The organism is Streptomyces sp. ASQP_92, assembly GCF_025399895.1.
Lineage (GTDB): Bacteria > Actinomycetota > Actinomycetes > Streptomycetales > Streptomycetaceae > Streptomyces.
In genome coordinates, this window is the sequence record NZ_JAODUA010000006.1 from 1 (window position 1) to 14,726 (window position 14,726).

Here is a 14,726-nt window from a genome sequence, read left to right on the forward strand (position 1 = left end):
TGCCCGCTGCAGCCCGAATCGAATGACGTCAATCGCCAAAGCCATCCTCACCCTGGCGCGGCAACGTTGAAAAGGCTCACACATAGCGCCCGTATGGTGCGGTGCCGGTCCCTCCCCTGTTGGGACCGGTACCGCACCACACGGGCGCCTTCGATCCACGCCGGCGTGACGTGGACCAAGAAGAGACCAAATCCGTGGTCGACACCACAGCGGTCCGCATCGGGCTGCCTTCGGGTCCTTGGGCCCACGCGGTGAGGCCGTTGCCGTCCTGTCGTTACTCAGTCTTAAGTCGACCGAGAACGCGCGGCGTCATGATGGGCCTCTCTGACATGGACCTGGTGGCCCCGACGGGTTACATCCCGTGGCTGCCCCGCTACAACCAGATCCTGCCAGGTAGGGCTTCCGGTGGGGATGCCCAGATTCCGCGCCGACGGCTTCTCCGCAGGTCAGCCGTATAGGGTGAGTTTTCCGGTCCGGATGGCAGGTGCGGAAGACAGTGAGAGGTGGAGACCTTGAGTCCAGGCTCAGGGGCACGCACGGCTTTCGCGGAGCGTCTCGCGTTGCTCTACAAGGAGGCCGGCGACCCTCCCCTCAAGCGCGTCGCGGAGGCTGTGGTCCGTCTACAGCGCGTCGACGAGCGAGGGCGTCCGCTGCGGGTGTCCGCGCAGCGGATCAGTGACTGGCGGCGGGCCAAGAACGTGCCCGCCCAATTCGCGGCCCTCGCTGTCGTACTGCAGATCCTGATACCCGAAGCACGGCGCTCGCGAGCCGCGCCCGTGTCCCCGGGTCTGTACGACCTGGCTCACTGGCAGCGACTCTGGGAGCGCGCTGTCGCTGATCCGATCGGTGACCGCCCCACACCACCGTCGCTGGAGAAGGAACCGCCTCCGGTCGAAGCGTCGGCCGTCCCCGGTGGCGTATGCCCGTACCGAGGCCTGGCTTCGTACCGTGAGCAAGACGCCCGATGGTTCTTCGGCCGCGAGCGGAGCACGGATGCCCTCGTCGCTCAACTCCGCACGGTGGAGAAGACGGGGAGCCTGGTCATGCTCGTGGGAGCCTCGGGGGCAGGAAAGTCGTCCCTGTTGAACGCCGGTTTGGTGCCTGTGTTGCAGGACGGCACGCTGAGCGGTGAGAACGGTCGGTCGCGGGCGGTCCTTCAACTCGTACCGGGAGTCGATCCTGTCGGGGCGTTGACGCACCAGATCCCTGAGCTCTCAGCCGTGGTCTCTGCCGTGAGGGCGTCAGCATCCGAGACCCCTGATATTCCGCAGTTCGGGGGTGCGGTGCGGCAGGCCTTGTCGGCCTGGGTACAACGCCAGACCTCCTCTGCCGCCTCCCCAGTCATCATCGTCGACCAGTTCGAGGAAGCGTTCACCCTCTGCTCCGACGAGGCGAACAGGCGCCAGTTCATCAAGCTGCTCCACGCAGCCTGCACGCCGGCCGAGGTGGGCGACCCGCCCCCCATGCTTGTCGTCCTCGGCATACGCGCCGACTTCTACGAGCAGTGCCTCGCCTATCCGGAACTCGCCGACGCGCTGCAGCACCGGCACATGGTGCTCGGCCCGCTGACCGCCGCAGAGCTGCGTGAAGCTGTCACCGGCCCGGCCAAGGCCGTAGGCATGGAGCTCGAACCCGGACTGACCGAGCTGATCGTCCGGGAAGTGAGCACCGGCGGCCCCCGCGGGGCTCAGAACGCGGGTGCACTGCCGCTCCTCTCCCACGCCCTGCTTGCCACCTGGCAACGGCGGAAGGGAGGAAAGCTGACGCTGGCCGGCTATCGCGCGGCGGGCGGAATCCAAGGGGCGGTGGCGGCGACCGCCGAGCGGGCCTGGTCGGACCTCGACCCGGCGGCACGCACGGCCGCGAGGTTGCTCCTCCTCAGGCTGGTCAGACTGGGCGAAGACACCCAGACGACCCGCAGGCGAGGGACACGACGCCAACTCGCCGAGGAGTCGGCGGATTCCCACAAGACGGAGGAATCGCTCGAAGCGCTGGCTCGCGCCCGATTGGTGACGCTCGACGCGGAAACCGTGGAGATCACCCACGAGGCGTTGCTCCACGCGTGGCCGCGTCTGCGCGACTGGATCGACGAGGACAGGGCCGGCAACCTGTTGCGCCAGCGCCTGGAGGAGGACGGGAGGGCGTGGGAGGAATCCCACCGGGACACGTCTCTGCTCTACCGGGGGTCCCGTCTGGAACAGGCCCGCGCCTGGGCGAAGTCTGCCGACGACACATTTCTGACCCGGGCCGCGAAAGAGTTCCTGGGTGCTTCGGCCAGACTGCGCAAGCGCACGGTCTGGATCATGCGCGGTGGGATTGCGGCCCTGGTCGTCCTAGCGCTGTTGGCTGTCGGTGCGGCGGTCGTCGCATGGCAGCAGCGGGACGACGCCGTGTTCGAGCAGGTCGTCGCCGAAGCCGACCGGGTCCAGCACTCCGACCCGTCACTGTCGGCTCAGCTCGCCTTGGTGGCCCACAACCTGCGGCCGAACGATGAGGGCACGAACAACCGGCTGATCTCGATAGTGAACGCGCCCCTGGCCACGCCGCTCCTTGGGCACACCGGCGCCGTCTACCTCACCTCTTTCAGTCCGAATGGGCGGATCCTGGCCACGGCCAGCTACGACCGGACCGTTCGCCTGTGGGACGTCGCGGACCCGTCGCGCCCCAAGCAATTGGGCGAACCTCTCACCGGCCACACGAGTTGGGTGAGCAGCGCCGTCTTCAGCCCGGACGGCAGCACTCTCGCCAGTGCTTCGGACGATGGCACGGTGCGGCTGTGGGACATACGGGACCCCAGCCACCCGCAACCGCTCGGTGCGCCTATGACCGGTCATGACGGCACGATCTACCTCCTGGCATTCAGCCCGGACGGACGAACTCTGGCCAGCGCGACGGAAGATCACATCGTTCGTCTGTGGAACGTGACCAACCCCCGCCGGCCAAAGGAGCGTGGCGTCCTGACGGGCCATACCGCCTCCGTACGCTCCGTGGCCTTCAGCCCCGACGGACGGACGCTGGCAGCGGGTGGCAACAACGGCTCAATCAGGCTGTGGGACATGACCGATCCGGATCGTCCGGTGCAGTTCGACACGGTGCTGACCGGCCACACCAGCACGGTGCACTCCGTGGCCTTCAGCCCCGACGGCCGCACTCTCGCCAGCGGGGGCAAGGACGACAGCGTTCGCCTGTGGAACGTGGCGGACCCAAGTCACGCTGCGCCGATCGGTTCCCCGCTCACCGGCCACACCGGTCCCATCTGGTCGGTGGCCTTCACCCGCGACGGGACAATGCTCGGTGCCAGCAGCGCGGACAGCACGGCAAGCCTGTGGAACGTCAGCGATCCGGCATACCCGTCGCAGGTCGGCGAGCCTCTCGCGGGGAGCAGTGGCGAAATGTACGCCCTGTCCTTCAGCCCCGATGGCCGAACTCTCGCCACGGGAAGTGGTGACAGCAAGGTGCGCCTGTGGTCGATACCGACGTCGGACATGATCGGCCGAGTCGGAGCGTTTCGGCCGGATGGGCAGATTCTCGCTACGGCCGCGCGAGACGACAGGGTTCGACTGTGGGACGTGGATGCTCCGGGTCGCCCGGTGGCGCTGGGCAAACCGTTCACACCCGGGGAGGGCGACGCTCGTTCGCTGGTGTTCTCCCCCGACGGCCACACGCTCGCAGTACTGATGGGAAACCAGTCAGTGGCGCTGTGGAACGTCTCCGATCCCAGTCGGCCCGTTTCCTACGGGCCGCCCATCGCGTTGCGGACCCGATTCTCAGGCGCCGATGCGTTGGCCATCAGCCCGAACGGGCGGACGCTTGCAACCGACTACGACGACCGCACCATCCAACTGTGGGACATCAGCAACCCGTCGCACCATCGTCCACTCGGCGAGCCGCTCACCGGCCACAAGGGCTACGTCAACTCCCTGGTCTTCAGCCCGGACGGCCGAACTCTCGCCAGCGGCAGCGCGGACGACACCGTCCGACTCTGGAACGTGGCTGACCCGAGCCACGCAGCACTGCTCGGATCACCTCTCACGGGGCACATCGGCCCCGTCAACGCGCTCTCCTACAGCCCCGACGGCAAGACCTTGGCCAGCGGCAGCGACGACGACACCGTCCGGCTCTGGAATGTCTCCCACCCCTCCAAGGCAAGCCGGTTGGGCACTCCTCTCACCGGTCACACCGAAGCGGTTGTGTCGCTGACGTTCAGCCAGGATGGCCGCACCTTGGCGAGCGGCGGTAACGACAACACGGTCCGTCTCTGGGACATCGCCCATCCGTCCACCGCTTCACCGATCGGCCAATCGATGAGCCCCAATGCCAAGACGGGCAACTTCCTGTCGTTCAGCCCCAAAAATCACATGCTCGGAGTGTCAAGCGGCAGCGACACCGTCCGGCTGTGGAACTTGGACGCCGGCGAAGCCGTGAGCCGCATTTGTTCGACCACCCGAGGCGTCCTCACACCGGAGAAGTGGCGAGAGAATCTGCCGCGGCTCTCATACGCGCCGCCTTGTGACCAGTGACGAAGAGAACGTGATACCAGTCACAATTCGTCATTCCAGACGGGCAGTCAAGTGCCGCTCACAGCAGCGTTGTTAGTGTTACCTACAAGCCCGACCGCTGGTGCATCCCCCGTCGCCAGCGGTCGGGCATTTCTATGCCCCCTCCAAGTCAGCATCAGGACGGGCTGCGGAGGACACCAGGCAAGCAGAGATGAGCCTCGCCACGCCGTTCCGGCAGTCTCGGTCCGGGTCGGCCTCAGATGGGCCCCTTAGAGGCGCACAGAGCCGCCGAGCGGATGCTTGGGAGAAATCTGGGAGACGATCATCGGGCGTCAGGCGCCCCGATCCCTCCTCAGACCAACGCAGACCGACACCCGTACGCAGCCGGAAACACGAAGAAGGCGCCTCCCACCTGGGGAGACGCCTTCTTCACTGGTACTGCTTCTGTGGGGCTAACAGGATTTGAACCTGTGGCCTCATCCTTATCAGGGATGCGCTCTAACCAACTGAGCTATAGCCCCGCCGCGCTTTGCGGGATGTCCCGCGCGCTGACCTCTGAAGATTAGCGCACGGGACGGCCAGTCCCAAAATCGATAGCCGCGCGGCCGTGAACGGCGGCTACTCGTCCTCGGCGAGCGTGAGCTCGACGCCGCCCACGAAACCGGCCGAGAGGTTGTAGATGAACGCGCCCAGCGTCGCGAGCGCGGTGGCGAGCACCACGTCGATGACCGCGATGACCGACGTGAACAGCAGCACCCGCGGCAGCGACAGGAACGACTGGAGGTCGAAGCCGTTGGAGTCGTTCGAGCCCGTGGCCTCGCTGATCGTGCCGCCGACCGTGGAGAACACGCCCATCGCGTCCATGACCATCCACAGCACGGCGGCCGCGATGACCGTGCAGATGCCGAGCGCGATGGACAGCAGGAAGCTGACCTTCATCACCGACCACGGGTCGGCCTTGGCCACCCGCAGTCGCGCCTTGCGCGTACGGGGCGTCGTGCGTGCCCCGGTGCGCGGCCGGCGTACGCCGTCGGCGCCACGCTGGGGCGCCGGGTACGCCTGCGGCGGGTGGTAGGGCTGCTGACCGCCGTGCGCGGACTTGTCGCGCTCGCCGGGCAGAGCCCCGCTCTCATACTCCGCGCGGCCCTGTGGGCCCCGGGTCTCCGTCACCGTTACCCCCTGGGAGTCCGCGGCAGGGCCACGGGCACCATTCGCTCCGGAAGCGGCCGCTCCGGCGCCCGTGGCTCCACTCACGCTTTACTCCTCGTGCTCCCCGGCCGAGGGCTGGACGCCCTCGGCAGCAGCCTCGGCAGTAGCGCCCTCGGCGTCGTCGGCCCCGTCGACCTCTTCGGCCTCGCTGCCCGCCTCGGCGTTACGGGCGATGCCGACGACGGCATCGCGCTTGCCCAGGTTGATCAGTTGGACGCCCATGGTGTCACGGCCCGTCTCCCTGACCTCGTTGACTCGCGTACGAATCACACCGCCGCCGAGCGTGATGGCGAGGATCTCGTCCGTTTCCTCGACCACCAGCGCGCCGACCAGCGAGCCCCGGTCCTCCACGATCTTGGCGGCCTTGATGCCGAGGCCACCGCGACCCTGGACGCGGTACTCGTCGACGGGGGTGCGCTTCGCGTACCCGCCATCGGTTGCGGTGAACACGAACGTACCGGGCCGGACGACATTCATCGAGAGCAGTTCGTCTCCCTCGCGGAAACTCATGCCCTTGACACCGGACGTGGCGCGTCCCATGGGGCGCAGCGCGTCGTCGGTCGCGGTGAAGCGGATGGACTGCGCCTTCTTGCTGACGAGCAGCAGATCGTCCTCGGCCGACACCAGCTCCGCGCCGATCAGTTCGTCGTCGCCGCCGTCCGCGGTCTCCCGCAGGTTGATGGCGATGACACCACCCGAACGGGGCGAGTCGTAGTCCTTGAGCGAAGTCTTCTTCACCAGGCCGCCCTTGGTGGCGAGGATCAGATAGGGCGCCGCGTCGTAGTCACGGATCGCGAGGATCTGGGCGATCTTCTCGTCCGGCTGGAACGCCAGGAGGTTGGCGACGTGCTGGCCGCGCGCGTCCCGTCCGGCGTCCGGCAGTTCGTACGCCTTGGCGCGGTAGACCCGGCCCTTGTTGGTGAAGAACAGCAGCCAGTGGTGGGTGGTGGAGACGAAGAAGTGGTCGACGATGTCGTCCTGCTTCAGCTTGGTGCCCCGCACGCCCTTGCCGCCGCGCTTCTGCGAGCGGTAGTCCTCGGTCTTGGTGCGCTTGACGTAACCACCGTTGGTGATGGTGACGACGATGTCCTCTTCGGCGATCAGGTCCTCGATGGACATGTCGCCGTCGAACGGCACCAGGGCCGAGCGGCGGTCGTCGCCGAACTTGTCGACGATCGCGGCCAGTTCGTCGCTGACGATCCCGCGCTGCTTCTCGGGCGAGGCGAGGATCGCGTTGTACTCGTTGATCTTCGCCTGGAGCTCGTCGTGCTCGGCGACGATCTTCTGGCGCTCCAGGGCGGCGAGCCGGCGCAGCTGCATCTCGAGGATGGCGTTGGCCTGGATCTCGTCGATGGAGAGCAGGCCCATCAGGCCCTCGCGCGCGACGTCGACCGTGTCGCTGCGCCGGATCAGCGCGATGACCTCGTCGATCGCGTCGAGCGCCTTGAGCAGGCCGCGCAGGATGTGGGCGCGCTCCTCGGCCTTGCGCAGCCGGAACTTCGTACGCCGGACGATGACCTCGATCTGGTGCGTCACCCAGTGGCGGATGAACGCGTCGATCGAGAGCGTGCGCGGCACCCCATCGACCAGCGCCAGCATGTTGGCGCCGAAGTTGGTCTGGAGGTCGGTGTGCTTGTACAGGTTGTTCAGGACGACCTTGGCGACCGCGTCCCGCTTCAGGACGATCACCAGGCGCTGTCCGGTGCGCGAGGAGGTCTCGTCGCGGACGTCCGCGATGCCGCCGACCTTCCCGTCCTTGACCAGGTCGGCAATCTTCTGAGCGAGATTGTCCGGGTTGGTCTGGTACGGAAGCTCCGTGACCACCAGGCACTGGCGGTTCTGGATCTCCTCGACCGCGACGACCGCCCGCATCGTGATGGAGCCGCGCCCGGTGCGGTACGCCTCCTCGATGCCCTTGCGGCCCACGACCAGCGCGCCGGTCGGGAAGTCGGGGCCCTTGATGCGCTCCATCAGCGCGTCCAGGAGCTCCTCGTGCGACGCCTCCGGATTCGCCAGGTACCACTGGGCGCCCTCGGCGACCTCGCGCAGGTTGTGCGGCGGGATGTTGGTGGCCATGCCCACCGCGATGCCGGCCGAGCCGTTGACCAGGAGGTTGGGGAAGCGCGCCGGCAGGACCGTCGGCTCCTGGTTGCGGCCGTCGTAGTTGTCCGTGAAGTCGACGGTCTCCTCGTCGATGTCACGCACCATCTCCATGGCCAGCGGCATCAGCTTGCACTCGGTGTACCGCATGGCGGCGGCCGGGTCGTTGCCCGGGGAGCCGAAGTTGCCGTTGGAGTCCACGAGCGGCATGCGCATCGACCAGTGCTGGGCGAGGCGCACGAGGGCGTCGTAGATCGAGGAGTCGCCGTGCGGGTGGTACGTACCCATGACGTCACCGACGACGCGGGCGCACTTGTAGAAGCCCTTCTCGGGCCGGTACCCGCCGTCGTACATCGCGTACAGGACGCGGCGGTGGACGGGCTTCAGGCCGTCCCGCACGTCGGGCAGCGCACGCGAGACGATGACGGACATCGCGTAGTCGAGGTAGGAGCGCTGCATCTCCGTCTCGAGCCCGACGGGCTCGATGCGCAGAACAGGCTCTTCCTCAGTGGCTTCAGTGGTCGCGGGAGTGTTCTCGTCGGCCATTGCTGGTTCTCAAGTCCTTTCGAAGCGGTCAGCGACAGACCGAGTCAGATGTCGAGGAAGCGGACGTCCCGCGCGTTGCGCTGGATGAACGAGCGGCGCGCCTCGACGTCCTCGCCCATCAGCACCGAGAACAGGTCGTCGGCCTGGGCCGCGTCGTCCAGGGTGACCTGGCCGAGCACGCGGTGCTCGACGTCCATCGTGGTGATGCGCAGCTCCTCGGCGTTCATCTCACCGAGACCCTTGAAGCGCTGGATCGAGTCCTCGCGGATGCGCTTGCCGTTCTGCTTGCCGAGCTCCACGAGCGCGTCGCGCTCACGGTCCGAGTACGCGTACTCGAAGTCGTCCCGGCCCCACTTGATCTTGTAGAGCGGCGGGCGCGACAGGTAGACGTGCCCGGCCTCGACCAGCGGCCGCATGAAGCGGAACAGGAAGGTCAGGAGCAGGGTGTTGATGTGCTGGCCGTCGACGTCGGCGTCCGCCATCAGGATGATCTTGTGATAGCGGAGCTTCTCGATGTCGAAGTCCTCGTGGACCCCGGTACCGAACGCCGAGATCAGCGCCTGGACCTCGGTGTTCTGCAGGATCTTGTCGATCCGCGCCTTCTCGACGTTCAGGATCTTGCCTCGGATGGGCAGGATCGCCTGGTACATCGGGTTGCGGCCGGACTTCGCAGAACCACCGGCGGAGTCACCCTCGACGATGAAGATCTCGCACTTGGTGGGGTCGTTGGACTGGCAGTCCGAGAGCTTGCCGGGCAGCGAAGCCGACTCCAGCAGTCCCTTGCGGCGGGTCAGGTCACGCGCCTTGCGGGCGGCGACGCGGGCCGTCTGCGCCTGGATGGACTTGCGGATGATGTCCGCGGCCTCGACGGGGTTGCGGTCGAACCAGTCGGTGAGGTGCTCGTGCACCACCTTCTGAACGAACGTCTTCGCCTCGGTGTTGCCCAGCTTGGTCTTGGTCTGACCCTCGAACTGCGGCTCACCCAGCTTGACGGAGATGATCGCCGTCAGACCCTCGCGGATATCCTCGCCCGAGAGGTTGTCGTCCTTCTCGCGCAGCAGCTTCTTGTCACGGGCGTACCGGTTGACCAGGCCCGTGAGCGCGGCGCGGAATCCCTCCTCATGCGTACCCCCCTCATGCGTGTGGATGGTGTTCGCAAAGGAGTAAACGCCCTCGCTGTACTGAGAGTTCCACTGCATCGCGATCTCGGCCGAGAGGAGTCGCTCCTTGTCCTCGGCCTCGATGTCGATCACGGTCGGGTGGATCAGCTCGCCCTTGCGCGAGTTGAGGTACTTCACGAAGTCGACGATGCCGCCCTCGTAGAAGTACGTCACCGTGAGGGGGTTGGCCTCCTCGCCCTCCTCCGCGGAGTCCGCGCCGGAGACCGCCTTCGCCGACTCGCGCTCGTCGGTGAGCGTCAGGGTCAGGCCCTTGTTGAGGAAGGCCATCTCCTGGAAGCGCCGCGACAGCGTCTCGAAGGAGTACTCGGTGGTCTCGAAGATGTCCCCGTCGGCCCAGAAGGTGACCGAGGTGCCGGTCTTCTCGATGGCCTCGTGCTTGGCGAGCGGCGCCGTCGGGACACCCAGCTTGTAGTCCTGCGTCCAGCGGTAGCCGTCGGTCTTGACCTCGACGGCGACCTTGGTGGACAGCGCGTTCACCACGGACACACCCACGCCGTGCAGACCGCCGGAGACGGCGTAGCCGCCGCCGCCGAACTTGCCGCCCGCGTGCAGCACGGTGAGCACGACCTCGACGGCCGGCTTCCCCTCGGACGGGACGATGCCCACTGGGATGCCGCGGCCGTTGTCGACGACGCGCACGCCGCCGTCGGCCAGGATCGTGACGTCGATCGTGTCCGCGTGCCCGGCGAGGGCCTCGTCGACGGAGTTGTCGACGACCTCGTACACAAGGTGGTGCAAGCCCCGCTCACCGGTCGAGCCGATGTACATGCCGGGTCGCTTGCGGACCGCGTCCAGACCTTCGAGGACGGTAATCGCGCTGGCGTCGTACGAGGCGGTGACCTCGCCGTTCTCGCCGACGGCAGTGGACGGGGTGTTCTCGTTGGGGTTGCCGGAATCGGCCACGAAGCGCCCTTTCTGGCACAGCACAGGCCTTCCCCCGCACGGGCGGGAGCGGCTGCGTCGTTCAGCGATGGTCAGCGTCGGACACCGCCCCCGGGGGCTGGCGGCCGACCGCGTCTTTCGGTGGGTCCCGCGAGGACGGCGGGATTACTGACCAGTCTACCGGTAGCGCCGACATGAATGGGGGTTTGCCGGTACCTGAGTCCGCATGTGCCGCCCTGGGCGGGCGCCTACCGACTCCCCATATTCGGGGAGGGGCCCCAGGAGCCTCACACGGGCATTCAGCGCTTCGGCCTGTCAACCTCCGACTACCGTGAGGGACACCTCATGCCTCACAGGGGTCCCGAGGGCCCTCTCAGGCCCCGTTTTCGCATGTCACAGGGGTGCCGAGCAGGGCTGCGGAAGCCGGCCGCGGGAGCCCTCGGAGCGGAAGGCCCGGCCCGGTCAGCCGTAGGTGTCGCCGGGCCCGGTGCTTCCCGGCGCGCGCAGCTTGCCGTAGCGCTGCGGCGGCCCGCTCGGCCCGTACACCTTGATCAGCCGTACGGTGCCGTGGCCCAGGTCGGTGTTGATGCGCGCCACCAGCTGGGGCGCGAGCAGCCGCAGCTGGGTCGCCCAGGACGTCGAGTCGCACCGCACGACGAGGACCTGGTCCTCCTTGTCGTACGGGCCGGGCACCGTGTGCTTGGCGAGTTCCTCGCCGACGATCTCCGGCCAGCGGCCCAGCACCCCGGCCACCGCCGTCGGCGTCTCCCAGCCGCTCTCCCTGATCAGCCGGTTGATCGCGGCGCCCAGCGGCAGCGGGTCGCGCCCGTCGGCCCGGGCGCCGGAACGCAGCCCGCCGCCCCTGCGCGCCTGCTTGCGCTGCTGGGCCGCCTCACCGCGCGCCTTGGCCTGCTCCCTCGCCGCGTGCAGCGCGACCCGCGCCAGGTCGATGCCGGAGACCTCGGGCACCTTGGACTGCTCGGCCGGGCCGGTCGCCTCGCTCATACCCGCGCCACCTCGCCCGCGAAGACCTCGTACCGGGCGCCCGCGAGAATCCCCGGAACGTCGTCGTCCACCGCTGCCGTCACCAGGACCTGCTCGCCCGGAGCGACCAGTTCCGCCAGGCGCTCGCGCCGCTTGGCGTCCAGCTCCGCGAACACGTCGTCGAGCACCAGCACCGGCTCATTGCCCTCGGCCCGCAGCAGGTCGTACGAGGCGAGCCGCAGCGCCAGCGCGTACGACCAGGACTCGCCGTGGCTCGCGTACCCCTTGGCGGGCAGCTCGCCCAGGCGCAGCAGCAGATCGTCGCGGTGCGGTCCGGCCAGCGTCACGCCCCGCTCGATCTCCTGCTTGCGGACGTCCGCGAAGGCCGCGATGAGCTGGCCGTACAGCTCCTCGCGGGTGTGGCCGCCGCCAGGCGCCGACGGCTTGTACTCCAGGGCCAACGGGCCGCCACCCGGGGCGAGTTGCTCATATGCCTTGTCCGCGAGCGGTTGCAGGGCGGCGATCAGGTCGAGGCGCTGGGCGAGGAGTTCGGCGCCGACCTGGGCGAGGTGCTGGTCCCACACGTCGAGCGTGGACAGGTCCATGCCGCGGCCGCCGTGCCGGCGGGCCATCGCGGCGGACTTGAGGAGGGTGTTGCGCTGTTTGAGGACGCGGTCGTAGTCGGACCGCACGGCCGCCATCCGGGGGGAGCGGGCGGTGATCAGCTCGTCGAGGAAGCGGCGCCGCTCACCGGGGTCGCCCTTGACCAGCGCCAGATCCTCCGGCGCGAACAGCACGGTTCGTACGATCCCCAGCACATCGCGCGGCCTGACCTGCGAGGACCGGTTGATGCGGGCCCGGTTGGCGCGGCCCGGGTTCAGCTCCAGCTCGATGAGCTGGGAGCGCTCGCCCTGGGTGACGGCGGCGCGGATCACGGCGCGCTCGGCGCCCATGCGTACCAGCGGCGCGTCCGAGGAGACGCGGTGGCTGCCGAGCGAGGCGAGGTAGCCCACGGCCTCGACGAGGTTGGTCTTGCCCTGCCCGTTGGCGCCCACGAAAGCGGTGACGCCCGGCTCGAGCGGAACCTCGACCCGGGCGTACGAGCGGAAGTCGGCCAGCGAGAGATGCGTGACGTGCATGGTGTCGCCGACCTCCCCCGGCTGACCTACTGCTGGTGCTGCTACTTGGACTCGACCGCGTGGCCGCCGAACTGGTTGCGCAGCGCGGCGATCATCTTCATCTGCGGGGAGTCGTCCTGGCGGGAGGCGAAGCGGGCGAACAGCGAGGCGGTGATCGCGGGCAGCGGCACGGCGTTGTCGATCGCCGCCTCCACCGTCCACCGGCCCTCGCCGGAGTCCTGCGCGAAGCCCTTGAGCTTGTCGAGGTGCTCGTCGTCGTCGAGGGCGTTGACCGCGAGGTCGAGCAGCCAGGAACGGATGACCGTGCCCTCCTGCCAGCTGCGGAACACCTCGCGCACGTCGGTGACCGAGTCGACCTTCTCCAGGAGCTCCCAGCCCTCGGCGTAGGCCTGCATCATGGCGTACTCGATGCCGTTGTGGACCATCTTCGAGAAGTGGCCGGAGCCGACCTTGCCCGCGTGGACCGCGCCGAAGTCGCCCTCGGGCTTGAGCGCGTCGAAGATCGGCTGGACCTTCGCGACGTTCTCGGCGTCGCCGCCGTACATCAGCGCGTAGCCGTTCTCCAGGCCCCAGACACCGCCGGAGACACCGCAGTCGACGAAGCCGATGTCCTTGAGGCCCAGCTCGACGGCGTGCTTCTCGTCGTCCGTCCAGCGCGAGTTGCCGCCGTCCACGACGATGTCACCGGGCGACAGGAGCTCGCCGAGCTCGTCGATGGTGGACTGCGTCGCGGCGCCCGCCGGGACCATCACCCACACGACGCGGGGGCCCTTGAGGCTGTCCACAAGCTCCTTGAGGCTGTGGACATCAGCGACGTCCGGGTTGCGGTCGTAACCGATGACGGTGTGGCCTGCGCGGCGGATGCGCTCGCGCATGTTGCCGCCCATCTTGCCGAGGCCGACGAGACCGAGCTCCATCACAGAATCCTTTGACGTTGAGGCGTTTCGTACCCGCGTCCGAGCCTACGCCGGGGCCCTGGTACACACCTGCGGGGTCAGCCGCTCAGACGTACGCCCCGGGTGCCCGGGGCGTACGGATTCAAGCCGCTCAGCCGGAGAGACGCACCGGCATGATCAGGTACTTGTACGCATCGTCCGCCTCGGCGTCCGGGGCGGGCTTGCCGCTCAGCAGCGCCGGCTTGGTCGAGGTGGTGAAGGCGAGCTGGGCGACCGGCGAGTCGATCGCGCTCAGGCCGTCGAGCAGGAAGGTCGGGTTGAAGGCGATCGAGATGTCGTCGCCCTCCAGGCTGGCGTCGACCCTTTCCACAGCCTGTGCGTCGTCGCTGGAACCGGCCTCCAGGATGAGGACGCCCTGCTCGAAGCTGAGGCGCACCGGGGTGTTGCGCTCGGCCACCAGGGACACGCGCTTGACGGCCTCGACGAACGGAGCGGTCTCGATCACCGCGACCGAGTTGAACTCGGTGGGGAAGAGCGTGCGGTACTTCGGCAGGTCGCCCTCGAGCAGCCGGGTAGTCGTACGACGGCCCGCGCCCTCGAAGCCGATCAGGCCCTCACCGGCACCGGAGCCCGACAGCGCCAGGGTGACCGTGTCGCCGCTCGTGAGCGCCTTGGCGGTGTCCAGGAGCGTCTTGGCGGGCACCAGGGCGACCGCCGAGGCGTCCGGGTTCTCCGGCTTCCACAGGAACTCGCGGACCGCGAAGCGGTAGCGGTCGGTGGAGGCCAGGGTGACCGTGTCGCCCTCGATCTCGATGCGCACACCGGTCAGGACGGGCAGCGTGTCGTCCCGGCCGGCGGCGATGGCCACCTGGGCGGCGGCGGAGGCGAAGACCTCACCGGGAACGGTGCCCGTGGCCGTCGGCATCTGCGGCAGGGCCGGGTACTCCTCCACCGGCAGGGTGTGGAGGGTGAAGCGGGAGGAGCCGCAGACCACGGTCGCCCGTACACCGTCTGTGGAAATCTCCACCGGCCGGTTGGGCAGGGCGCGGCAGATGTCGGCGAGGAGGCGGCCGGAGACGAGCACCGTGCCGTCCTCGTCCACCTCGGCGTCGACCGAGACCCGCGCCGAGACCTCGTAGTCGAAGCTGGAGAAGCTGAGCGCGCCGTCCTCCGCCTTCAGAAGAAGGCCCGCGAGTACGGGCGCGGGCGGACGGGCCGGGAGGCTCCGGGCCACCCAGGCCACCGCCTCCGCGAGTACATCGCGCTCCACCCGGATCTTCACCGGAACCG

General features: G+C 68.3%; 8 protein-coding genes and 1 tRNA gene. 1 reads left to right on the forward strand and 8 read right to left on the reverse strand.

The features are described 5' to 3' along the window. The first annotated feature begins 503 nt into the window (after window positions 1-503). Window positions 504-4,520 carry an AAA family ATPase gene (locus tag N4G70_RS15910; RefSeq protein WP_261713309.1) on the forward strand — a complete coding sequence of 1,339 codons (4,017 nt, stop codon included), beginning with the start codon at window positions 504-506 and terminating at the stop codon, window positions 4,518-4,520. Window positions 4,521-4,946: 426 nt separating this feature from the next. Here the strand turns inward: N4G70_RS15910 and N4G70_RS15915 are convergent. From N4G70_RS15915 to dnaN, 8 genes are all read right to left on the reverse strand, one after another. Next, window positions 4,947-5,020: transfer RNA gene (locus N4G70_RS15915), tRNA-Ile, on the reverse strand. 97 nt (window positions 5,021-5,117) lie between these two features. Further along, a complete protein-coding gene (locus N4G70_RS15920) occupies window positions 5,118-5,669 on the reverse strand; it encodes a DUF3566 domain-containing protein (protein WP_315904258.1) in 552 nt (183 codons plus the stop codon). 87 nt (window positions 5,670-5,756) lie between these two features. Further along, entirely contained in the window at window positions 5,757-8,354 is a 2,598-nt protein-coding gene (gene gyrA / locus N4G70_RS15925; RefSeq protein WP_261713311.1) for a DNA gyrase subunit A, read from the reverse strand. A 44-nt stretch (window positions 8,355-8,398) separates the two neighbouring features. Beyond that, window positions 8,399-10,462: a DNA topoisomerase (ATP-hydrolyzing) subunit B gene (gene gyrB, locus N4G70_RS15930; RefSeq protein ID WP_315904259.1), complete on the reverse strand. Its 2,064-nt coding sequence runs from the start codon at window positions 10,460-10,462 to the stop codon at window positions 8,399-8,401. 417 nt (window positions 10,463-10,879) lie between these two features. Next, window positions 10,880-11,422, reverse strand: coding sequence for a DUF721 domain-containing protein (locus tag N4G70_RS15935; protein WP_261713313.1), 543 nt, complete (start codon window positions 11,420-11,422; stop codon window positions 10,880-10,882). After that, on the reverse strand, window positions 11,419-12,540 hold the full coding sequence (recF, locus tag N4G70_RS15940; protein WP_261713314.1) for a DNA replication/repair protein RecF: 1,122 nt from the start codon (window positions 12,538-12,540) through the stop codon (window positions 11,419-11,421). Before recF ends, N4G70_RS15935 begins: the two co-directional genes overlap by 4 nt. 41 nt (window positions 12,541-12,581) lie before the next feature. Then, entirely contained in the window at window positions 12,582-13,457 is an 876-nt protein-coding gene (gnd, locus tag N4G70_RS15945) for a phosphogluconate dehydrogenase (NAD(+)-dependent, decarboxylating) (RefSeq protein ID WP_120722444.1), read from the reverse strand. A 130-nt stretch (window positions 13,458-13,587) separates the two neighbouring features. Then, window positions 13,588-14,718 (reverse strand): DNA polymerase III subunit beta, encoded by a 1,131-nt coding sequence (gene dnaN, locus N4G70_RS15950; protein WP_261713315.1) that lies wholly within the window; start codon window positions 14,716-14,718, stop codon window positions 13,588-13,590. Window positions 14,719-14,726 lie beyond the last annotated feature (8 nt).